Source organism: Microbulbifer regidiadema (SeqCode) (assembly GCF_052466995.1).
Genome location: NZ_CP174297.1, coordinates 4441633 through 4464983, shown reverse-complemented (window position 1 = coordinate 4464983; position 23351 = coordinate 4441633). Strand labels below are relative to the sequence as shown.

At 49.7% G+C, this 23351-nt stretch carries 20 protein-coding genes; 4 read left to right on the top strand and 16 right to left on the bottom strand.

Translation table 11 applies throughout. The features are described 5' to 3' along the window. Window positions 1–42: 42 nt before the first annotated feature. The 5 genes from ACJJIK_RS19555 to ACJJIK_RS19535 form a co-directional block, all read right to left on the bottom strand. On the bottom strand, window positions 43–528 hold the full coding sequence (locus ACJJIK_RS19555) for a hypothetical protein (protein WP_444929908.1): 486 nt from the start codon (window positions 526–528) through the stop codon (window positions 43–45). 327 nt (window positions 529–855) lie between these two features. Further along, on the bottom strand, window positions 856–1725 hold the full coding sequence (locus tag ACJJIK_RS19550) for a CsgG/HfaB family protein (protein WP_444943629.1): 870 nt from the start codon (window positions 1723–1725) through the stop codon (window positions 856–858). Window positions 1726–1754: 29 nt separating this feature from the next. Further along, window positions 1755–2162, bottom strand: coding sequence for a curli assembly protein CsgF (locus ACJJIK_RS19545; RefSeq protein ID WP_444943628.1), 408 nt, complete (start codon window positions 2160–2162; stop codon window positions 1755–1757). Next, window positions 2162–2590, bottom strand: coding sequence for a CsgE family curli-type amyloid fiber assembly protein (locus ACJJIK_RS19540; protein ID WP_444943627.1), 429 nt, complete (start codon window positions 2588–2590; stop codon window positions 2162–2164). Before ACJJIK_RS19540 ends, ACJJIK_RS19545 begins: the two co-directional genes overlap by 1 nt. Window positions 2591–2594: 4 nt before the next feature. After that, window positions 2595–3278, bottom strand: coding sequence for a response regulator transcription factor (locus ACJJIK_RS19535; protein WP_444929904.1), 684 nt, complete (start codon window positions 3276–3278; stop codon window positions 2595–2597). An 860-nt stretch (window positions 3279–4138) separates the two neighbouring features. Between ACJJIK_RS19535 and ACJJIK_RS19530 the strand changes: the two genes are divergently transcribed. Next, entirely contained in the window at window positions 4139–5797 is a 1659-nt protein-coding gene (locus ACJJIK_RS19530; protein WP_444929903.1) for an acyl-CoA dehydrogenase family protein, read from the top strand. Between the two features lie 135 nt (window positions 5798–5932). Here ACJJIK_RS19530 and ACJJIK_RS19525 read toward each other — a convergent pair whose 3' ends face one another. The 9 genes from ACJJIK_RS19525 to ACJJIK_RS19485 all read right to left on the bottom strand — a co-directional run bounded on the left by ACJJIK_RS19525 (window position 5933) and on the right by ACJJIK_RS19485 (window position 18574). Next, window positions 5933–6673: an SDR family NAD(P)-dependent oxidoreductase gene (locus ACJJIK_RS19525; RefSeq protein ID WP_444943626.1), complete on the bottom strand. Its 741-nt coding sequence runs from the start codon at window positions 6671–6673 to the stop codon at window positions 5933–5935. A 28-nt stretch (window positions 6674–6701) separates the two neighbouring features. Further along, window positions 6702–8753 (bottom strand): aminotransferase class I/II-fold pyridoxal phosphate-dependent enzyme, encoded by a 2052-nt coding sequence (locus tag ACJJIK_RS19520; protein WP_444929901.1) that lies wholly within the window; start codon window positions 8751–8753, stop codon window positions 6702–6704. A gap of 246 nt (window positions 8754–8999) precedes the next feature. After that, complete coding sequence (locus ACJJIK_RS19515) at window positions 9000–9404, bottom strand: NUDIX hydrolase (protein WP_444929900.1); 405 nt, start codon at window positions 9402–9404, stop codon at window positions 9000–9002. Window positions 9405–9482: 78 nt separating this feature from the next. Then, the gene (locus ACJJIK_RS19510; RefSeq protein ID WP_444943625.1) at window positions 9483–10526 is read right to left on the bottom strand and encodes a phospholipase A; all 1044 of its coding nucleotides are present in this window, start codon (window positions 10524–10526) and stop codon (window positions 9483–9485) included. A 305-nt stretch (window positions 10527–10831) separates the two neighbouring features. After that, complete coding sequence (locus tag ACJJIK_RS19505; RefSeq protein ID WP_444943624.1) at window positions 10832–11554, bottom strand: hypothetical protein; 723 nt, start codon at window positions 11552–11554, stop codon at window positions 10832–10834. Between the two features lie 973 nt (window positions 11555–12527). Continuing rightward, window positions 12528–13844, bottom strand: coding sequence for a lysine N(6)-hydroxylase/L-ornithine N(5)-oxygenase family protein (locus ACJJIK_RS19500; protein ID WP_444943623.1), 1317 nt, complete (start codon window positions 13842–13844; stop codon window positions 12528–12530). 2 nt (window positions 13845–13846) lie between these two features. Next, a complete protein-coding gene (locus ACJJIK_RS19495) occupies window positions 13847–15667 on the bottom strand; it encodes an IucA/IucC family protein (protein WP_444943622.1) in 1821 nt (606 codons plus the stop codon). Further along, a complete protein-coding gene (locus ACJJIK_RS19490) occupies window positions 15664–16647 on the bottom strand; it encodes a GNAT family N-acetyltransferase (RefSeq protein ID WP_444929895.1) in 984 nt (327 codons plus the stop codon). Before ACJJIK_RS19490 ends, ACJJIK_RS19495 begins: the two co-directional genes overlap by 4 nt. Window positions 16648–16657: 10 nt before the next feature. Next, window positions 16658–18574 carry an IucA/IucC family protein gene (locus ACJJIK_RS19485; protein WP_444943621.1) on the bottom strand — a complete coding sequence of 639 codons (1917 nt, stop codon included), beginning with the start codon at window positions 18572–18574 and terminating at the stop codon, window positions 16658–16660. Between the two features lie 165 nt (window positions 18575–18739). Here ACJJIK_RS19485 and ACJJIK_RS19480 point away from each other — a divergent pair, with 165 nt between their 5' ends. Further along, entirely contained in the window at window positions 18740–19954 is a 1215-nt protein-coding gene (locus ACJJIK_RS19480) for an MFS transporter (RefSeq protein WP_444943620.1), read from the top strand. A 100-nt stretch (window positions 19955–20054) separates the two neighbouring features. Here the strand turns inward: ACJJIK_RS19480 and ACJJIK_RS19475 are convergent, their stop codons facing one another. Together ACJJIK_RS19475 and ACJJIK_RS19470 are read right to left on the bottom strand one after the other, a co-directional pair. Then, entirely contained in the window at window positions 20055–20564 is a 510-nt protein-coding gene (locus ACJJIK_RS19475; RefSeq protein WP_444943619.1) for a GNAT family N-acetyltransferase, read from the bottom strand. 104 nt (window positions 20565–20668) lie between these two features. Beyond that, window positions 20669–20872 carry a hypothetical protein gene (locus tag ACJJIK_RS19470; protein ID WP_444943618.1) on the bottom strand — a complete coding sequence of 68 codons (204 nt, stop codon included), beginning with the start codon at window positions 20870–20872 and terminating at the stop codon, window positions 20669–20671. Between the two features lie 136 nt (window positions 20873–21008). Here ACJJIK_RS19470 and can point away from each other — a divergent pair, with 136 nt between their 5' ends. Together can and ACJJIK_RS19460 are read left to right on the top strand one after the other, a co-directional pair. Beyond that, window positions 21009–21665 carry a carbonate dehydratase gene (gene can, locus ACJJIK_RS19465; RefSeq protein ID WP_444929891.1) on the top strand — a complete coding sequence of 219 codons (657 nt, stop codon included), beginning with the start codon at window positions 21009–21011 and terminating at the stop codon, window positions 21663–21665. Window positions 21666–21760: 95 nt separating this feature from the next. Then, a complete protein-coding gene (locus ACJJIK_RS19460; protein WP_444943617.1) occupies window positions 21761–23326 on the top strand; it encodes an FAD-dependent oxidoreductase in 1566 nt (521 codons plus the stop codon). Window positions 23327–23351: the final 25 nt, after the last annotated feature.

The following is a 23351-nucleotide window of genomic DNA, read 5'->3' as shown; positions in this document are numbered from 1 at the left end:
TTAAAACTAAAATTTCAAATAACAGTAAAATAGTGCAATTCATTAATCGTACTGCACCAGTTGCACCGTATGGTCATCGCCAAACTGCGCGACAAAACCAAACAATCCATCGCCATTTTGAATAATGTTTGCAGAATTTCCGTAACCAATCTGACTAATTAATGCCACATTATTTATCCCACCCTGTATTGCTGTAGCTTGGTTGTAGGCTCCAGACTGGGATATCGCAGCATAATTAGAATCGCCAAGTTGTTGCACTAAAGCTGTATTGGCATTGCCCTCCTGCATCAGGATGGCCTGATTGTAAAGCCCGGACTGAGTAACTTCTGCCTGATTGAAATCACCCACCTGTGAGACCCGAGCCAAATTACCCAACACTGAATCCTCTCTCAACAAAAGAAGATCCAAGGCTCCCTGCCCCACAGACAACTCATCAAGACCGTCTAAATCAGAAGCTCCACACACCGAAAGCGGCAAAACCAGAAACAGAAATAAAATTACCGTTACTCGCTTAGCTGTATTTATCACTAACCACCTCGCTGTAAAGAACGATTAACAACTATAAGAAACAACATGAACAACTATAAATAAAAAATAATAAACCTTAAATCAGAAGAAAGGATACATTTAACAACAAATAACCAGAGGAACTTAAAACTTTTGTATGACGACAATAATTAAATATGGAAAACACAAAGCCTGCAAAAAATCTATCACAACAAATTACACAAAAATACAAAAAAATGGGGCCGCCTCACTCTGCAACTCCAGAACTCTAAGGCAACCCCAGCGTATTAAAGCAAGATTTTTAGACTTAAAAACTACAAGCGCAGCAAAGGCAAATATAAAAAATTATTATAATATTTTTACTGGCGCCGCCGCATATTCACTAAGCACGGACACAGGGTACTGACTATTATCTTTCAGGGCCCACAAATTAGAATTAACACCTTGAGAGATAAGGTGAATTACCGCCGATTCTATTGCCGACAGAACGCACAATTGTGCGGGATCATTAGTTGTTGAGCCCGCCTCAATCTCAAGTAGACGCTTATACTCAACAAAATTGTAAACATCCCCCTGAACCTGCTTGGATAAAATTTTCTTACTGGTTAAAACACTACTGAGCACTCGCCCACTACGCACATCTATAGCACGTAAATTAACGGTAACCTCATCGACACGATACTGTTCAGAAATACCAATACCAAAATAGCGAGCACCAGCTCCACCTGTTTCAATATTGGTATCATATCCAACAATACCACCTTCAAGCATAATATTGGCCGACATTAGCGAAGGTAATTCAAATACGGGGCTTGTAGAGTTATCCTGCTCCTTCAATGCTGCCCTGATGATCTTCCTCTCAGTTAGCAGATTTTGTAGCCCCTCCCGCTCAAGGGTTACAAACCAGCCTGATTCGTTCAGCACCTGAACCAGCATAGCGGCAGCGCCCTGAGTCACTGCGGTCGAAAATGAACTGGAGGGTGAGGGCTTATATTGGCCAGTTTGATCGCTAAAACCATACACTGCGGTTACGATTTTTCCTCTGGGAGCCGGCAAACTCACCAGGTCCGTATAGGTACTCATTCGATCGGTCAAGGTTGCTTTTTGTTGGCCGGAACCAAACAGTGACTCCTTAAGCGAATTAACCGAACTACAGCCACCAACAGCAAGAAAAAAAGTAAGAACAAATATTCTTGATAACATTTCACCCCTCCCCACGAAAATCTAAGATCACCAATGCTATTTAACTAGTTGCTCGGGTTTAGACCCACTACGACAATTTCAGATATCTCACCTGTTACAACATCAGTAATCGTGATTGTCAGTTCACCATCAATATCAAGAATGTTGACAATATAGTCATCAGTTACCAAGGTACCATCATTGCCATTCCCTACATCTGTCAGCAACTGTGAGAGCAGACGGGACTCCAGTGTGTCAGTAAAGCGATCCAGAGAGGAGGTCTCAGAATATGGAGAACTTGCAGAATCCGGGTCCTTTTTATCATTCTGCGCGCTGGCATTATTTAATAAATAGGTACCATTGAGAGGGTTACCCCCAAATGATGGGTTAACCGGTGTATACACCAACTCAGTTGCACTCACCACCCCAGAAAAAGACAACAAAAAAATAACTGTTGCAATCTGCTTTTTCATTATATTTCATCTCCCGCTAAATCAACATTTTGAGACAAAAGACTCTGTAATCTTTGCTGCCGAACATTATTATTTATCTGTGCCGCAGCTTGCCCAACGATTTCATCAAACTTCCTGCGCCCGGGATAAATCACTGTTTTGAAAACTTGTTTACTTTCAAAAGTCACCCAGACAACACTTCCCCACCTCGCCGACGGTCTCTCGTGTACAGTAAGGTTATAATCAAAACCCACCATATTAGTCGAAATATAAATAGAAAGAGATCTGGCAAACTCATGCCCAATACCACTTACGGTATTATCGATGATCAACCCTGTTAACAGGGACTCCTCGGCGCTTTGATCTTCTGTATCCTGGGCGAAGCTAGTGCAAACAATACATGAAAACACGATAGCAGATACAAGTGAACGTAAAAAAAGTAATTTCATAGTATTACAAATTTTGACTGGCCCAACTGCTGGCTTCCAGGCGATTCCTACAGCCTATTTTTCTATAAATTTTATACAGATGGCTCTTAACGGTATGTTCACTGACGCATAGAGCTTCAGCGATATTGGCATTGGTATTACAGTCACAGATTAACTGTAAGATTTGCCGCTCTCTCTGCGTCAAGTTAGAAGCTTTGTCACACCACTTTTTAGGCTTTCTATGCTGCCTGAGGAAGTTATGGAGTACATTTCTCGGGAACCAGTATTCCCCTGAGAATATCCTGCCTAACCTCTCCATGATGACTTTTGCATCGCACTCGGCGGGCATCAACCCCAGAACTTTCTCCCAGTGCAGGACAAAATCAATATCGGCATTTTCATCAACATTGATTAGTACAAGATTAGGGGGACTCGCTAAAGCGTGTATCTCCCTCAGCAGCAGTTCAAGATCAGACTGGGAAATATCAGCACAATCAAGCAGAAGATATTCAGCCTTAATATCACTTAGAGAGGAAAGTGTCGAACGCTGTAGGATAGCGCAACTGGTTTTAAACTCATCTTCAATCCGCCCAGCAAATATCGACGACTGGAGATTGACGCATGCGGTCAAGAAAGCAACCGCAACCCCCGTTTTTTCTGACTTAGGGCTAACGACCTTTAGTGGTGCATATTCCTTATGCAAATTCATCTGGGTTCCCCCAATGTGGAGTCCTTTTATATTTCAGCCTGTTTCCAACTTAACTATTTTTAATCAGCTTCCACGATCACCTTACGCTGTGAGCTAAATCTATTCGATCAACCCCCTCACTGCAACCAATAGTGATCTAGATAGCAAAAATTCAATCTTAAGTGTGCCAAGCGTACTCTTTTACGACGTTTGGTAATACAAAAGTATCATATAGAGGCAAATAAAAATGTAATTTAACATGCTTTGGTATAGATTTTTTGGCCAAATCAAAACCTGCGAAATATCATTTTTTTTGTACTGGTCCACACTATTATCAGATTAAAATCGACCAATAAACAGCTTTTTAAAACAACCCTCGGCAACAAGGCGACAAACATAAGGCATTCGAGCTTTAGTAGAGATATACCCGCAAATGGTATTCGATAGCAATAAAATATAAATTTCAGCAAATTACTTTTAAACCATATTTGATCGAATAATTATTGCGCTAGCTGCATAAAATCGGGCTTTGAGAATAAAAGCAGCAAAGTTCCTGCTCACAAGCCAGCAGATTAAATAGTGATCAAAAAGTGCCTGATTTGCGCTTATATACAGCGGTTTTCTGGAGGATTTCCCTGGATAAACCACTGGGATCGTACCAGTTAAAGAGCCATATGAAATATGCTTGTATAATTTCCTAATCTCTCTATAGATGCAGGGAATTTCTGCATAAGAGACTTTCAGAACGATACGAACGTTTTAAAAAATATAGACATTCCTGTAAGGCAGCGCCTTAATTATGAATTGTTCTACATGCCGGTATCAAAAAATGCTTGAGAAGTTCTCCCAATCAAATAGCCCCACACTCTTAGGGTAAATCTATGAACAGTAAAACTGCCGGATCGGATTACAAATCCATATACCCAGTTGTCAATCAAGTCCCTCCCCTATCTGGCCACAACCTTTATATGGGCGACTGCGCATTACAGGAGGCCATACATCTCAATGGGGCACATTGGGCCGAGGCCGAACTGGAGCGCTATGGGGAGGTCTGTGGCAGGCCAGAAATGATAGAGAGAGGGTATATTGCCAATGAATTTACCCCCATCTTTGAAAGTCACGATCGCTCAGGCCAGCGTATCGACCTAGTTCGATACCACCCCGCATACCATCAATTAATGCAACTGGCACTCTCCGAGGGTTTACACAGCGCCCCCTGGACCGATCCCGGTCCTGGCGCCAATGTAGCCAGGGCGGCGAAAAACTATCTGCACTCCCAACTCGAAGCCGGCCACGGTTGTCCGGTCACTATGACCTTCGCTTCAATCCCCTCTCTTGAGTTAAACCCTGAAATTGCCCGGGAGTGGATACCCAAGATCACCAACCGCACCTATGACGGCAGTAACCGCCCCTATTTTGAGAAAAGTTCACTGACGATTGGCATGGGCATGACAGAAAAACAAGGAGGGTCAGACGTCAGGGCAAATACGACCACCGCAATCCCTCTCGACGATGGCACCTACGAATTACTGGGGCATAAGTGGTTTATGTCTGCCCCCATGTGCGACGCTTTTCTAATTCTCGCCCAGACGCCCGCTGGCCTATCCTGCTTTCTGGTCCCTCGCTGGCGCCCAGATGGCACGAAAAACCCCTTAGAAATTCAACGCCTGAAAACAAAGTGTGGCAATGTCTCCAACGCTTCGTCAGAAGTTGAGATACGCGGCGCACTGGGCTGGTTGATTGGCGAGGAAGGACGCGGGGTCAGCGCCATCATCAAGATGGTGGCACTTACCCGATTTGACTGTATGGTGGGCTCATCTGCGGGGCAGCGGCAAGCCGTTATCCAGGCAATATACAACGCCAGTAAGCGCAAGGCTTTTGGAAAGAAGCTGATTGAGCAACCTCTGATGCAGAATGTGCTGGCCGATCTTCATTTGGAAGTTGAGGGCTCCCTTGCCCTTACCATGCGTATGGCCAGAGCTATGGACCAGGAGGACAAGGAGCACGAAAAAATGCTCCTCAGACTTGGCGCCGCAGTGGGAAAATACTGGATATGTAAACGCAGTCCCCACCACGCCTATGAGGCAATGGAGTGCCTGGGGGGCAATGGCGCCATCGAGAACTTTATAACCGCACGGCTGTACCGAGATGCGCCAATTAATGCCATTTGGGAGGGTTCAGGCAATATCCAGGCACTGGATGTTTTGCGCGCGATTACTAAAACACCGGCCGTTATTAGCCACTGGTTTGATGAGCTGGATATTAGCCGGGGGGTAAATACACTCTTTGATACTGCGGTTGATAAGTTGCGCAGAGAGCTTTTCGACCTAAACCAGTTTGAATATCGCGCCCGCCATATTGTTGATCAAATGGCCCTCACCATGCAGGCGCACCTGCTGCTACAGGGGAACAGTGCCTGTGTTACTGACGCCTTTATTAAATCCAGGCTTGGGGCCAGTGGTACACACAATACTGGGAGCCTGCCGACCGGTATCGATATCGCCACAATTCTGGAGCGCGGCAACCCTCTGGTGAGCTAACCCCTCCAATATAAAAGGAAAGAATACCCTGCACGGTGATATACCCCTGTAAGCTCACAAGCGACACCCATGCCTTATGCGGCCCGAGTGCAGGGTATTCTTTCCCGCCGTCTTTTAAATCTGTCAGCGCAAGCGCTACCAGGGTATCTCACTGCCATCCCAGGATAGGAATTTTCCGCTATCTGACGCGACCAACTGGCCAAGGATATTCACAATGCGGTTGGCGCTCACTGCCGGGCTAGAGAGTTTATCTGGCGGCACATTAGCCTGAAAAGGCTTGGACAGTGAGGTGTCTGTGGTGCCCGGATGAATCGCAACGACACAGCTCTCCTCCAGCTTGCGCGCCCACTCAATAGACAGATTCTTAATCAGCATATTTAATGCCGCCTTGCTGGCACGGTAGCTATACCAGCCACCGAGCTGGTTATCCGTAATACTTCCCACCTTTGCCGATAGCGAGGCCCACAGCAGAGGCGACCTGCGCGGTAAGATTCCGTCCACAGCTTGGGCCAAATGCAAATGCGAAAGCACATTGACCCGCATAGACTGCAATAACCAGCGATCCTCACACTGCGACAGAGACTTCTCCGGCCGCTGAAATTCATCGTGCAAAATACCGCAGCAACTGATAATCCAGTGCGGGGGGGATGGCTGCTCAGCCAAAAAGCTTCCAACGGCATCAACCGACTCAGGCCCATCCAGAGCAACGGATAGATGGTGGCGCTCGCCGGCGTGGCCGGGAATCCTGTCAACGCTCGTTCGGCTTAGAGTCAGCAGCCGGGTCTGGGGATAGCGCCGAATAATTTCGGCGCCAATAGCCTGTGCAATACCGCCGGAAGCACCGGCAATAAGTACAGAGTGTGGGCTTTCAAGCATACCGGCCTCCATGCCGGATTCCAGGGCTTTACGATTTCCCTGCCTTTTTCGCGACAGAGGATCGCGCTTTGCCGGACTTGGCTTGGGAAGATTCCTTAACGACCCTCAGCATCGGTTCATCAGAGCGGAAAATCAGGCCGTGGATTTCCGTTGTATTCTGCCCCTGAAGCAGTTGCTGTAAAAACTGTACTATTTGCGCCGAGATTTCCTGGCCAGGTACAAGAACGGGGATACCTGGAGGATAGGGAACAATTTCATCGGCACTGGTGCGGCCAACCAGATTCTCGATGGCCTCTGTGCCATTATCCATTAGCGGCAGTTCTTCCGCTGCCGAAAAGTAGGCATCCGCCGGCAAACAGGTGAAACGGGTAAATTCCGGCAGACGTCTCGGCGATCCAATATGAATACGCTTGTGAGTATTGCCAGCCAATTGCTTAAGCGCATGAATCAAGCGAAGCAGCTTGCTCTCAGTGCTGCCGAGGGTTACAAGCACAGTGATGGTATTGTAGGTGGTCTTTTCCACCTGGATACCATACTGGTCGAATAGTTTAATCTGCATTTCATTGCCAGAATAACCACTCTTGGAAATATCAATCGTCACCTTGGTGGGATCGAGGCGAATATTATCAGCGGCAAGGGGGGCAGCAATCAGATCATCGCGGGTGAGCGCGCGGAATACACCGGTCTCATTGACGGCGTTGCGCAAGGTTTCCACCATTTGTAGACACTGCTTCAAACGGCCGTATCCCTCCATGGCCATTTGCTTGCGGGCCACATCGAGACTGGCAATCATCGCGTACTGGGGGCTGGTGGAGGCGTGCATATTCAGGTTTTCGCGAAAGCGGAATTCATCGAAGTCCGGGTCCTGCACATGGATCATACTGGCCTGGGAGAAGGCGGACAGCATCTTGTGGGTACTCTGGGTTACATAATCTGCGCCACACTCCAGCGCCGTGGGGCGCAGCTCCGGGTGGAAGAAACCGTGAGCAAACCAGGCTTCGTCCACCAGTACTTTCACTCCGCGCTCATGGGCATAATCAATAATTGGCTTGAGATCATAGCGCAAGCCATCATAGGTACAGGAGGTGATCACCAGTAAGCGCGCATCACTGTGCTGATCCAGGGCCGCCTCAATATCTGAGCGCTTAACCGGCCCGTAAATACCAAACTCGGGGTGCAGTACAGACTTCAGGTAAACCGGCTCACAGCGATTCATAACAATCGCGTGGTGAACCGATTTATGACAGGCCTGGTCAACAATAATTTTTCCGCCACCGCCTAGGATTTGCTGGATAACCACTTTATTTGCGGTAGAGGTGCCATTGGTCAGAAAGAAAGTGTGGCGGGCCCCAAAAGCCTGAGCTGCCAGATCCTGAGCCTCCTGAATCACCGAGTGGGGCTCGAGTAAACTATCCAAGACCTGGACGGATACGGACAGGTCCGTATTGAAGATATGCTCGCCCATAAAGCGATAGAAGTCCCCCACCCAGGGGCTGTTGCGCAAGCTATCGCCACCGGAATGGCCGGGGGTGTGCCAGGCATCCCGGGCCGAGAAAACGTATTCTTTTAGTGTGTCGGCAAAAGGCGTCGATGCTCTTCGAGCAATAAATGCCTGCACCAAGCGGAACATATGATTGAAGTTGCCTTCGCGGCGGTCGAACAGCTCATCAAAGCGGCGGCGCAAGTTGGCTAGAGATTTGGAACCGGTTTTGCCCGGCTTGGAAGTGGTACCGGCAAAGCCGCTGTGGGCAACCAAAAAGATATTGAGTTGGGAACGCAATGCGTGTATCCGGTCAGCAAGCTCATCGGCACTATCCAGCCCCTGGCCATCACTGCCTCCGTCAATAATAACCGCCTGTAGGCAGTCCTCTTCCCTTGCCAGCCTTTCAGCTTCAGCCGGCGCTACGGCGGTAAAGTGGAGACCAAAAGGATTGTCGTGTACCGCAGCTGTATTGTTGAGCGCCGTAATCCAGTCATTGGCTAATTTGCTATCAGAGCTGACCAAAGCGACCCGGCACTCCAACTTAAAACTGCTTTCACTGAGATTGCCCAATTCAGGCATATTCAATTCCAAACCCATAATTCTTATCCATCAGCATAGCCTGCCACTGTGTGCCGCTTACTGTATCTATTATTTAACTATTTGATTTTATTTACTTTTATAAAGCCCCGCCGATGGCGACGGCTCTGGAATTCCAGGGCAATAAACACCAGAGGGCAAATACTAATGTAGGCGGGAGGGGAATTCTGCGACTGTTATACATTTGGCGATTTTCGCCAAATGTCTGCAGGCAAACCAGAACTATTGCCAAGGAAGATAATAAAGTTAGAACTTTGCGCTACGCACAATCCCATCAAAGGTCAGGCAATCTTCAACCCTGTGGCGCTGCACAGCAGAGAGTTTATGCAGGGGAAAGTAGGCCCACTGGGAGTGTTCATCGGAGAGGATACAGTCACCCTCGTTAATAAAATGAGTTCGAAAAATAAAAACGTGGGAATTGTAAAAATTGTGGTAATAAACGCCACTGAGGTACTCAATTCGCACCTCGCGGCCAAGCTCTTCATGACACTCCCGTACCAAAGCCTCATGGGCAGTTTCACCCGGATCCAGTGCGCCGCCGGGCAAACCCCAGCGGCGCTCGGCGTAAGTGGCTTTCAGCTGTAATACTTCTCCAGCACTATTGGTAATGACTGCGTGAGCACTGAGGCGGTAACTATCATCAAAGGCCATGAACAAACCCTTGTAATGAGTCAGCTTAACAGAAAAAAAGCGAGAGCCTATTGATCAAAAATACACTCTCGCCATTGATTAAAACCCCTGGGCTAAAATAAATCCGAAGCCCAAAGTCTGCACCGATTCATCGTAATCGAGGAGGCTCTCACCATAGCCATTGAAATAGCGAACATAACCATCGACGCGCTTGCCGAGGGGGAAGCCCCAGGTGAGTTCTACAGCACCGCGATTATCTGAGCGCAAATTATTGCGCAGCATCAGTGAAACGGTGTGGTCTCCATCCCGGTAGCGCCCACCCAGTTCGAAATGTCCCAGGTAGTGCTCGATATCCGGGTTGTCATCGTCATCCTTATCTTCTGGAACTCTATACCAAGGTTTGAAGCTAAGGGAATAGTTATCCCGCTCAAAAATAAAGTTTGCATATATCCTATTCCAACTGCGCGAATAGGGCTCACTGCGCCCGTTGGACTGGTGATTGATCGCCACCTGATTGGCAACATTGTGCCAACCAAACACACTCCAGTCATTGAGCCAGCTTAAAATCAATTCCGGTTCGTGATTCGTCTCGCGGAACGGAGATGAGTCATCGGAATTATACGCCTGCCAAAAACTGCGATTGGTATAGGCCACACTCAGTACAGAAGCCTGTCCCAAAAACCCCCGCCAAACAGGCACCTGGACAGAGAGCTGAAACTGCACTTCGACATTGTCCAGCTCCTCGGCCTCAGCAATGCCTTCAATATCTGCCAGTCCCCCCTCTTCCGGGGCCGGGTTGTAGGTCAAAGGCAACACATAGTTGGCTTTATGGGATGCCAAAGTAAACGGGTTATTGGCCGCATCCCTGATCGCCTGGGCCCGGCCGCCTAACAAGATCTTGTCGGTAGGCAGTTCCTCTTCATACTCATCGACAATAACATCCGCTATCACCGGGCCCTCTTCCAGGGTGAGCTCGGCTCTGACCCTTTCTGCACAGATATTCCGAATCTCTCTTATTGTGACATCGGCATCTGAAATCAGAATTTGCTCGTTCAGGCAGCGCTCATGCAGAGTTTGCGGGCTGTCCTCAACACCGAGAGAGAAAGTTGATTCAGGCGCCTCTTCGGCATAAGCAGGTGGCAATGGTGCTGCTAGTACAGCGGAAGAAAGTAATGCGAGCCCGACATAAACTCCCCTTCGATAGTAGGACAAAACGCTTCCCCCTAGTCATTTCTTGCAAATAGGGTGCAAGCTTACACTGGAGAGGGTGATAAGTCCCATTACGCAATATTGCGATTATAGTGACAGTATGACCAATAGAACTAAAAGGGCTGCTATTGCCCCCCAAAACAGCACAAAAAAACTGAAAAGCCTACCCGGGCAATAAGATTGGCCCCATATCGACACATCCTTATGACCAATAGCGGATATTTAGTCTATTTTGGCGACTAAAATAGGCCTCCCAGGCTCGACGACCACTCCAAATCTCTAAGCCGAACCTGCCACAGGCGCCCGGTACTAGACGGCCAGTCATAGCCCACCAGCAAGCTGCGGCTATCGACATAGCAGTGGGCATCTCTCTCAGCTTCATCGCCCTGATAAATATATGCGCAGATATCGGCACCCAATTCCTGGGCCTTCTGCCCCGAAACATCCCCAACCATAGGTTTTGCGGTGCGATGGCTGACCCTGGGGGAGAGCAACTTGCCCCGCTGGGATGGATCGACAATATCAGGGGAAACGACTTCCAACCCTCTTTCGTGCTGTACCAGCCTCGATAGTACCGGCCCCATAAATACCCGCATCAATGGAAACAAAAGCCGCTGTTCGCCCTCCAGATTGAGGTGCTGAGGACCATTGGGGCCCGTCCAACAGACTTCAATATCATCCCCCAATGCCGGCCTCTTGCCGTCCTCATGTATCAATTTATAGTGGGCGCTCACTTCGTCAACTTCATCCCGCCAGTACACCTCACATTCACTCACCAGGCCACCATCTAGAGAGGCGAACACTTCGATACCAAACCCCTGCTCTCCCACTAAACGCCGACTGATCAATGAGCGCCGCCCCTGCTCATCATCCCCCAGCTGCCAACTATCCTGTACGGGCATTTCCCTGCCATCACAACTGTAGTGATACCGTCCCTGTGCCAAAGTTGAATTTAAACGCATCGCAGGCTCCCTCCTTGCTCACCGCACACCAGACCGGCGGTCCAGTACCCAAAAAGTATTGCACATGGAGGGAAACTAACCCCGCATTTTGCGCCACCTTTAAACCAAAATTTTATCCGGGGAAGTCATGGTTAACCCCTCTGCGGGAAAGTACATGGGTGTAATGAAATCAATAAAATGCTTCCGGAGAACCCCCTGAAGAGTTTTTTAAGTGAAAGTAGCCCTGTATGAAAACCTCACCTATTCGTTAGGCAAAAACAGTTTAGGGCTACTACAAAATAAGCTCGCACAAAAATAGGCAGATTCAAGTCAGTGTTCGATAACTGGAAAATCTATATCTATGCAAGTGTTTATAACTTTCCATTTTATGTTTATTTATCTAAATTTAGGTTCCCCTAGAAAGCTTCCAGAGCAGTGGCACTCAACACCCAACTCAAGGGAGCGATTCTTAGGTTCCGACTTCCGCCTGCCAACCTATTAACTTTAAGGCTGGCAGCAATTGCAGAATTGACCAGTCCATATTTGCCCCGTATAGCGATTACCTTCAAGCGGAATCACTGGCGCTCAGTTATACCTGCCGCAGATAGATAAGATCCCAAGTTACACCCCACTATTCAATCCAACCAGTAACCCTGGCATCTCTGGGGCTTATTAGTAAAGATCAGCACCGCAATACCCATTTCTGAATATGCTTGAGGGGAAGACTCGCCCAAGCACCTCAACTACTCGCTTGGCCGAACTTGCAATTTATAAGTAGACCGCAAAATACCGGGGAGTGATCAACGGAGAGTGTATAAAGATAATGGCCGTATCGATTTTGTGGAATGCAAGGTCCACTGGAGAAATGCTCGCGTTACCGCCGGCATATAAAATTTTATTAGGCGTCACCGAGTAGTGATTACTTTTGCCGGACTGCCAAAAGGATAGAAAGATCAGTGGTCGAATTAAGCATTCGACCACTGATTAGCATAAATTAGGCTACCGCAGCCTCTTTAGCCTTTTTAGGGGTAATCCAGTTCATATAATGGTTTGGCTGTTGGTTGTTGTACACCGTTTCACGGTGTAAATCATTAACCACCCGTGCAGCTCTCCAGGCGGAAAGGCTGAGTTGTGGCTCGGCAATACCGTGGCTAAATCGTCCAGTTCCCAGGAAATAAAGCCGGCGATCACTGTCATCACCTTTTAATTGGGCGGAAAACGCATCATTCAGGAGTAGGCGTCCCTCCTCATCCCGAACGATACGGTCCTGTAGCGGTGCAATACAAGGCGGCAGCGCTTCACTAAGCCCCGTACATAAAATAACAATATCCGCATCCAGCCACTCTTGCCCATCAGCGCCACCGAGCAGATGGTTTTGCAACTGGATTCGATAAGCACCGTAATTAGAAATATCCACCATCTCACGATTAGGCATCAGCACCATCCGATCCCTATCGCCCTCCAGGTGTACCAAGCGATAAAACAGCTGGTACAACTCTTTTAGGGTATCCGGTGAAATACCATCCGAGGCCAGCTTTTGCTCTGCCACAACCTGCTCCTTGCGCGGCTGCGACAGCTGACGGAATACATCGACATATGCCGGTGTAAACCAGTCATTGGTAAACGGTGTTTCATCCAGGGGGAGATAATTACTGCGACGGGAAACCCAGGTAACCTGCTCCGGTTTTCCCCACTGCTTATTCAGTAAATTAATAACTACCTCAGCCCCGGTTTGGCCGCCGCCTATAACAGCAACCCGCTTGCCATGAACATCGGGATTGCGCAGTGCAATCTCCAACGCATGGAAACAAGATCCAGATAATTGAGGGCGGCAAAACTCCGGGATATGGGGCTTCTTACCACCGGCAACACAGATATTTTTGGCCTTGACCAGCTCCTGCCCCTTGGGGCCATGGATATCCAGCTCAAAATAGCTGCCTTTATCTACAACGCTTTGTACCCGGCTCCCCATCTCTACAGAGTCCAGGCGCTTGGCAGCCCAGCCCAAATAATCCGCAAACTCGCGACGGCTAACTGTGCGCTGCTCAGCGTTCAGAAAGTCGTAAAAGCGTTGTTTCTCAACCAAATAAGCAAGAAAACTGCATGGATTGGTCGGGTCGACAGGTGTGACTAGGTCCTTTAAATAGGAGGTCTGCATCATAGCGCCAGGCAACATCAACCCCGGATGCCAGGAGAACTCTGCTTTCGCCTCAAAAAATCGGTGTGTTAGAGATTTATCCCACATTAGGGCAGCGACAGCCAGGTTAAAGGGACCGGCGCCGATACCAGCTAAATCTAATATATTGCTCATAATTATACCTCTGTGGGAGAAACTGTATTAATTTTAGATATTTCGTTCTCTGGCTTCTGCTCTGATAGCCAAAGGGGATTTTCCAAGTCACCTCCAACTATAGGTACCGGTCTTTCCGCACTATCATCATAACCTTGCGATAAACGCACCCGGTTAATACAAACCCGCTCTATATGGGCACGAAAAACATCAAAACACTGGAACCGCTCAGCCATTAGCGGATTTTTTGCTACTGCCATTTTTTGATAAGCACGCAGTACTTGAGCCAATACGCTATAAAACTTAAGCTCGGGAAAATTCAGTTCTAGCATCAACTGGGAGGAAAGATAACGCAAGACCGTAACAAAGTGCCCGGTAAAAAGGTCATGGATAATATAATTTGGAGGCAGCTGATCCAGAACCTGTAAAGCTGATGATGGAATATCACTCCGCTCTGGAAAATCTCCTTGGGCAAGGCGTAGATCTCCCTGAAAATCTTTTAACAGAACCCGCGCTACGCGATCTTCCGTTAATACCAAGGTCAAATTTTGCGAGTGTGCAACTAAACCGATCCCGTAGCGGCTGAGCAAGTGATACAGCGGCACAACAGTGGCATCAAAGAGATATTCCAACCACTTTTCCACAGAGAGCCCTGAGCGCTCAATAAGTGTTGCCACAATAGATTTCCCGCTGGAATCCTTTTGCAACAGTGCTGCCATCAACAAGTGGCGCTCCCCCGCCGCACAATGGCTCGCTGGACTTTGACGCCAAGTTGCTCCCAACATCTCTCGATAGCGGTAAGGCGTTCCCTGCACTTGCTCGTGATAGGGATGGGGAACATGCAAACCGGCAACTTCCTGCAAAATACCAGTACCACGTGTAGACAAATCTTCATCTCTATCGCAGAGATTTTGCACCCACTGTGATAACGCCGGCCCACACTGCATATATTTTCCGGGAATACCGCGATAGCACGAAGTATTTAGCACCGTCAAAGGCAATTTAACATGCAGTGCTTGCGGGCGAGATAGGTTAGAGAATGTGCGCAACGAAACCTGCGGCAGATACTCATCACCAAACTCGCCCAGAAGAACGATATCCCCACGAGTTAATTGCAAGGCGTAATGCTGACAAATATGATGCTGCCACTGCCACGGATGTACCGGGAGGGGAATAAAATCCTGCCAGCTTATCTCTTTTTCCCGACAGACCTCTTCCATCAACTGTACTTGCTCAGCAGTGAGGCTCTCCTCTAATAGCTGCTGCCAGGGCCAGTGCTCGCTATGCCCATTAACGGTCAGCTCGCGCCGCACGGCCAACCATAAAAAGCGAACACTTGCCGCAGACTCTGTGCCATAGGCGCGAAATTCTTGCGCGCCCCAACCAATGCGCCCCTTATTGACCATCGCCTTTGGATGCCCATCCAAAAAGCACTGTAACTGCTCATCGGCAAGCTTGGCCATATCGTCCGCCGTACAACCTTCACGCTTCTCAAGCAAGGTCATATCGGCAGCTAAGGTATTCGACAGTTCGTGTAATAAATTGCCCAGTGTGCTGGCAGTTATTTTCAGATCCTCAGCAGCATCAATAAAAAACTGAGACGCATCATCCGCAGTGCGCTTCTCGCCATCCTGATGCATCTGAATAGTCTCCTCATCAATTAGGAGCCAATCCCAGATAGTTAGGACAGCGTTAAACTGATAGCTCACCCCAGACTTGAGTCTAACCCTATAGGATTGATCAGACTCTTGCTGAGCACTTAAAGCTTGCTCGTAGCAGAGCTCTGCTAAAGATTTAGCCAGGACTTTTTGATTGACCTGTTTCCAGTAACTGTGTTGTTTCATATCTCCCCCATACTCTCAAAGAACTCAGCTCTATCGCAGGTAACTAGTGCGGCTCGCTTGTGGGGAAAATCAAACTCTTTTACTTTTTTCCAGCCAAAAGTGCCATTGATATACTTTAATAGGGGACCGTTATCGGCTCTTGGCTCACCAACCAGTGTCTGAGTTCGGCAATCATCCAGGAACATAAAATGCGAGACCGCGTTAAACCAGGCTAGTGCATAGCGCCGTCCCAGAAAACGATTGTTGCCCACCAACATGTGAGCGCCGCGGTCAAATGGCTGGCAGTCGTAGTAAGGTGCTATGCGGTCCTCGAATGCCCAATAAATCTCAAAATAAGCAAAGGGCACATCGTCAAAGCAGGCAATTAACGGGTACTTATGCGGATCCTGAATAACCTCCTGGATAAACTTTCGCTGTTTGTCTATTCCTCCTTCCTCTTCCCAAAATTTGGCCACACGATCCATGTTCATCCAGCTAGTGAAGAGTTCAAGATCACTATCCAGATCCAAATGACGAAAACTGAAATCCATTCCAAGAGAATAGAAATGACGGCGATACACCTCGCCCTTTACAGGCTCCGCTCTGAGCGGATGCTTTGTACCCTGGGCATTTTCAACCCATCGCAGGGGAAAGGTTCCCGCATTATTGCCGCGATACCAAATGTCGGTGCGCTGGTAAAAATCAGATTTAAAAACTTCTTTGAGTTTTTCCCCGCTTAAAGATAAAAGTTCAATCCGCTTAATAGTGCTGTGAACACCAAACAGCCAATCCAGCCAGGCATCCAGTTCTGATGACTCAGCCTTATCCGGGGAAATATGTATCTGCGCCCGATTACTATTCTCTGCGTGCAGTACTGTAAACAAACTACTCGCATCTAATTGACATTGATAACCCTCACCCTCCACTGTCCAGTATCTTCCATCGGGTAGTGTGCCGGTCCTGAGATCCTGCTTTGCAGTGCCAGCCGTTACATCGTTCATCATACAATCCTTATTGCTCTGCAAGGTCTGTACTACCAGGCTCTGTGGCAGATACACTTTCAGTTGCTTTCAACGGGTTATCCATGGAATGGTAGATCGAGAGAGGGTTTTCACTCGTAGTTTCGTTCATACCAATCACCGCACACTGGAAATTCCCCTTTGCCCAAATTTGCGCGGATTGAAGCAAATAGGCGAGGCAGCTGCGATCGCGTCGCTGGCCGTCATACAGAAATTGCAGACGATCGCGAAATTGATTTAATAGGACCCTTTCGCTTACAAGTCCGGCAGCGGCGATCGCTGAAATTACTCCAAAACAACTATTAACGATGAGATAGTAAACGAACAGACGATTAGCCATTTCCTCATCAAATACGTTTACACTATTTTCGGCGAGATTTGGTAAATAGGGCTTCAACAATTCTTCACCGAGGCGGCTGTAACCGCTACCTTGGCAATCGCGGAAATAACCCGCCACTGGCAGGGCCCCCTCAAAACGCATAATTAAGTTCTGCTGATGAGCGCCAAACAAAATCCCAAAATCTGCCTGGGCTATTAACAGGGGTTCTATCACTGCATCGAGAAAAGCATCAAACCAGCGTTTGCTCGCCGCGATAGAAGATATATTTTGCTCTTGTGCCAGCTGGCCGATAAGTTGAGCCGCGCGGCAATCATCTGTCCCCGGGTGATCTTGGGTCAAAGTGGCCAGCAGGCAGGTATTCTCTGCCGCCTCGCCAACAAACGGGTTTTCACGGAACATCACCAGACTTTCGATCATCGGGCTTCCGCTTTCATCCGTTAACATCAGATAGGCGGGTTCGGCCAAAACTTGGAAATTGGGATAACGGCGCGCAAATTCCTGGCCGACGGGCGTATCTCGCACCTTTAAGACTTCCAGCCCCCTGACCATTTCCTTCGGTTGCAGAGTGCGCACCGAATTCGTCAGGCGCAGGCTGAGAGAGAACTTCAACATATAGGGGCTGTCAGCGCTGTAAACTGCGCGGAGTGATGAAGTCGCCCGCCAGTCCCCCGAGCCCGCACCCAGTTCAACGATTCTGCCGCTCTCCAATAACTGGACGATTCGCTGGTCGCTCTGCAATTGCTGCCACTGCCAGGGGTGAGCGGGCACTGCGACAAAGCCCTCCGGCGGCTGTGGCGCACCATCAGTTTCACCAAGCAAAGCCGCCAACTGCTCCTCCGACACTTGGGCTCCGCTAGCACCGGATAAAAACTGAGGATCGACCCCCAACCACATCAGTGCAAAGCTATTGCCGAATTCCGGCGCAAAGCGCTCGGCGTCTCGATCGGTGAAGGGCTCCCTGCTCTTCGGGGTCGGGTGGATAGAATGGCCGCAGAGCAGGGCTTGCTCAGACTCAGCAAAAGACAGCACACCCTCAAACAAGTGGGCCATCTCTTCATCGCGCGCCTGCAAGGCTTGGGTCATATTGCACACACTCGCCTGCACACGCTCGACAAACACCTTGCGCGACTGCTCACTTGCACCGGGGAAAAATGCCGGTTCAGCGGCGATCAACTGAGCACAATCCGCCATCGAGACCGTTTGACTCTGTGCAGGGTTTTGTTGCCAAACTATCGGCAAATCGAACTGATGCCTGCCACACTCGCTGCGGTAGGTCACATTGAGCCACAGCTCAGAATTCGTTGCCGGCAGGGGCACAGAAACTGCGGGAAGCCTGACCCCCTGAGGGAGCAAGGCGCCGCTCTGCTCGTGCCATTGGCCACAATCCGTTTCACGCAGTAGCGCATTAAAGAAACAGTTAGCCGACAATTTTTCACCAGCAAATTTGACCTTTCGGTCTTCCGCAGTCATATTGGCCCGCTGCTCAGAAGTAGTCGAGCTCATTTTTTGAGCATTAGAAGCCCCTACAGCGACGCCCGGCGTGGCCTCGTTGAGATCTGGATTGTTCATGAGTAAGGTTCTTTTACAGAATTGTAATGCGAATGATTTGTATTTTTATTATCATCTCGCTAAATTTGGTACACATCAAGCCTTTTGATAGGGAAATTATTCGGCTAAGCACTTTTGTGTAGGACAAATTTGATGTCTGGTTAAAATTTATCCTCTGGAGCCCGAATGAAACGCCCCCTCCACCTTCAACAAATAAACTGGATTGTTGCCAGTCAGGGTGCAGCCCAGGTCATCCTGCTGACCCAGATCCCACTGATCATCGAGTACTGCGGACTGGATTTGGCCACGCTCGGCGCACTGGTTGCGGTTAGCACTTTCTGCCTGATGATTGCAGGTCCAGTTTGGGGGGAGTTGGGGGATAAAATTGGGCGAAAGCCGATACTGTTATTCGGCCTCAGTGGGGCACTGCTGGCGCAGGTGTTATTCGTAGCCCTATTGGTTGCCCTGGCCCAAGGGTACCTGGACACTGACACCGCACTGGTGGCCCTGGTTGCCAGCAGGATTCTGTACGGGTTGAACGCTGCCGCAATTTTCCCCTGCTGTCAGGCCTGGGCTATTGAGCTGGGAGAGGAGCAGCAGCGCCTGTCTATTCTGTCGAAAATCAGTGCTGCCGCTAACTTAGGCCGTGGCTTGGGCCCATTACTTGCACTGCCGGCCCTTGTCGCAGGCAGCTTATGGCCGCTGTTATGGCTGGTACTCCTGCCCCTTTCCGCTCTGACCCTGGCACTATTTTTACCCCAGGCCTCCAGTAAAAAAACGGCGAAGCAGAAAACTGAAACCACTCACTGGCCCACTGCAACCATGGGCTTTTTCGCAATAGCACTGCTGGGCACGGTGAGTATCGGGCAACTGCAAGTTGTTATGGGACCGGTGCTGCAAGATTTATACGGTTTAAGTGCACTGGGAGCATCATCGACAACGGCTATTCTGCTTGCCGCTGTCGCAATTTGCGGATTTCTTGTCCAGGTGGGATTAGTAAGAAAAATAAAGCACCCGCAAATCAGCCTGATGATAGGCGTGCTGTGCATGGGTCTGGGCACCGCGACTCTGTCACTCGCCCTGGGCAGTACTTTTGCCGCGCCAGGCTTACTACTATTTGTTATCGGTATTGCCTTTCTGGTTCCCGGCTACAGCGCTCTGTTAAGTCGAGGGCAACAGCGCAACGGCCGCTTGTTTGGCCTTTTATCACTGATGCATACCGGGGGCTACACCATAGGCTTTGCAGTGGGGGGCTGGCTCTATGAACAAAACCCTGTGCAACCCCTAACAGGAATGCTATTTAGTGTCAGCTTAATTGGTATTCTCACGGTGATCAGCCTCGCCAGTTTCTGGAAAAAAGCGCCCGAGGCACCGGAAACATCCGAGGCAAAGGCGATATAGCGCCGGCAAAACTACCCCAGCAGTTACCGACAACAGTAAGTCATTGCTGGGGGAAGCACTAAAAGCCCCGCCGAGATATTGCGGGGTTATGCCGAGGCCTCTAAAGATAGCGCTGCCAAAACTCCGCTTGACCAAACTCCTCATCCAAAGCGTAGGGCTTAAACCCCGTCTTGCGATAGGCCGCCTGTGCCGTGTAATTTTTTTGTAAAACTTCCAGGGTAAGTTTACAGCAACCCTTGGCTTTCGCTTCTTTGGCCAAAAAATCTAACATAGCCGTACACACCCCCAGCCCCCGAGCAGACTCACTGACAATCACGTCGTGGATATTAATCAGCGGCTTACATAAAAAGGTGGAAAATCCGCTAAAACAATTGACGAGACCAACAGCGCGCTCTCCCCGATAGGCAAGGATACTAAAAGCCCCGGGAAACGCTCTCAATGCGGGCACCAATTCCGACCGACAGCGGTCCGCAAGAGGCTCGCCCCCGCCAAATGGATGGAGCGCATACTCCTCCATTAAAGCGATGATCGCTTTCCCATGCTCTAACTCATCATAATTAGCCAGGCAAATTTTTAAATCCGTAGCGATATCACAACCCGATAACATCATACAGCGCTCTGCTCTACTCCTTGAGTAAAATTCAGGGGCTTATTGAGCCCCACCAGTAGTTTAACGACGATAATAAAAAAATCCTGCAAAATACGTTATCGGTATTATTCCACAATCTCCGAGTCTATCTTCTCCGCTATTTTTTCGCCCTCCGACTTATCATCTGCCAAAAAATACTGCAAATAACTGCGCAGGCGTATCCGTCTCGCCAACAACTGGCGCACCCTCAGACGGCGCCGCCCCACAGGATTTGCGTGTCTGGAAACCCTGTGCCTCCTCCCTGAGATGGCGCTTTTCTTTCTTCCCATGATCTGTCATTCCTTTTTAGACCAGGTATTAATCAATAGTCACTTTTTCAGATTAGACCAGATACACTTGGCCTGCACAAACAAAGCCGCTATCCTGCTGCGTAAATGTCCCAGTGGTCACTTCAGGATAAATTCATTGCACCCGCTTAATCATTTATTAAAAAATAACCAGCACTGGTCTGAGGCAACCCGCGAAGACGAGCCCGACTTTTTCCTTAAATTATCTGAACAGCAAAGCCCAGAATATCTCTGGATTGGTTGCGCCGATAGCCGCGTGCCCGCCAATGAAATTGTCGGCCTATTGCCCGGTGAACTTTTTGTTCACCGGAATGTTGCCAATGTCGTCGTTCACACAGACCTGAACTGCCTGTCTGTACTCCAATACGCTGTAGAAATCCTAAAGGTAAAACATATTATCGTCTGTGGTCATTACGGCTGTGGCGGTGTTCAGGCGGCACTGCATAATGAGCAGTTGGGCCTGATCGATAACTGGCTGCGACATATCCAGGACGTGAGAGACAAACACCACACCTTGATCGACCTGTTTCAACAGCAGCAGCGCACAGACCTACTGTGTGAGCTCAATGTTCTGGAGCAGGTGATACACGTCTGCCAGACCACCATCGTTCGCGATGCCTGGCGCGCGGGCCAGGCACTCACCGTCAATGGCTGGGTATACGGTCTCAAGGATGGCCTGGTACACGATTTAGGTATTTCAATTAATCACCCCGGGGAAATTGCAAATATTTATCAGAGTGCCCTAAGCAAAATTGCCCAGCGCGGCGCGGAATAACACAACCCTCCCGCAACTCCCCACCCTTTTACCACTATAAATGGGAAGACCCCGGTTACCTTGGCTACCGGGGCCAACCCGCTTGGTGGAAAAATATGTCGATATACAAACAGTGGCAGTGCCAGAACTGCGGTTGGATATACGATGAGGCCAAAGGTTGGCCGGAGGATGGTATCGCCCCCGGCACTCGCTGGGAGGACATTCCCGACGACTGGTGTTGCCCGGAGTGCGGTGCGGCCAAGTGCGAATTCTCTATGCTGCAGATCGGCACAAGTCTCCCTACAGAGCCGCGCAACTGGGAGTGTATGGTTTGCAACTGGATATACCGTGAGGCCGAGGGAGATCCGCAAAATGGCATTGCCCCCGCTACCCGCTGGGAGGATCTTCCCGCCAACTGGAGCTGTCCCCAGTGCGGTGTCAGCAAGCGGGGATTCAATCGGGCTTCCGCCGGTAAAACCACCCCCACAGAGCCCGAGCAACCCAACAGCGCCATCACAACAGCGGTGGTCATCATTGGAACGGGGCTGGCCGGATATAATTTGGCGCGAGAATTCCGCAAACGGGCTCCCCTATCCCCGCTCCTGTTGATAACTGCCGATGACGGCGCCTTTTACTCCAAACCCCTGTTATCGGCCTCTTTCTCCCCGGGCAAAACAGCACAACAGCTCAGTTCTGCCAGCGCCGAGGAAATGGCTCGGAAACTCGATGCAGAGATACTCGTGCACACACGGGTAATACAGATAGATCGCGCCAATAAAGCGCTGACCCTCCAACAGGAGGGGGCAGAGCGAGTCTGCAGGGTTCACTACGGGAAACTGGTCCTGGCCACTGGCGCCAAGTGCCGCAAACTGCCTCACTACCAAGGGGATGCCCTGGCGCCTATCTTCCGCATTAACAACCTCAGAGACTATCACCGCTTTCGCACCGCCGCAGTCGGGCGCAAGCGCATATTACTCTTGGGGGCGGGGTTGATCGGCTGCGAATTTGCCAATGACCTGATACAGGCCGGCTTCGAGGTGGATCTGGTCGACCTCGAACAGTGGCCACTGGCTGCATTGATCCCCAGAGTGGTTGGCCTCGATCTACAGAATTCACTGGAAAGTCATGGTGTGCGCTTTCACGGGGGCACATCACTGTCTCGAATCGAGGACTCCGGCGCCGGTATACGGGCGCACCTGGACAGCGGAGAGGTGCTTGAAGCAGATATTGCTCTCGCCGCATTAGGGCTCGAAGCCAATACCCACCTAGCCAGTATGGCCGGCCTATCAATCCAAAGGGGGATCGCCGTTAACAGGTATCTACAGTCGAGCGACCCCTGTATCTATGCCCTGGGGGATTGCGCAGAAATCGATAAGCAGCAGCGGTTCTTTGTCGCGCCACTTATCGCCGAGGCAAAGTGCCTGGCGCAAACCCTATCTGGCCACCCCAGCCCAGTCTGTTTCGGTGTAATCCCTATCGCCGTGAAAACCACCCTGCACCCCACTGTCATCTTCCCTCCCCACCCCGGCGCCCAGGGCACCTGGCAAATCCAGCGGGAAAACGGTGGAGTTTGTGCCGAATTTCGCAATAGCAGCGGAGAACTGCTCGGCTTCGCCCTGACAGGCAGCGCTGTTGCCCACCGCAGCAGGCTCAGCCAGGAGTGTCAGGCCATAGTGAACTAGCAGTCAAAAAAGACCAGTAACCATT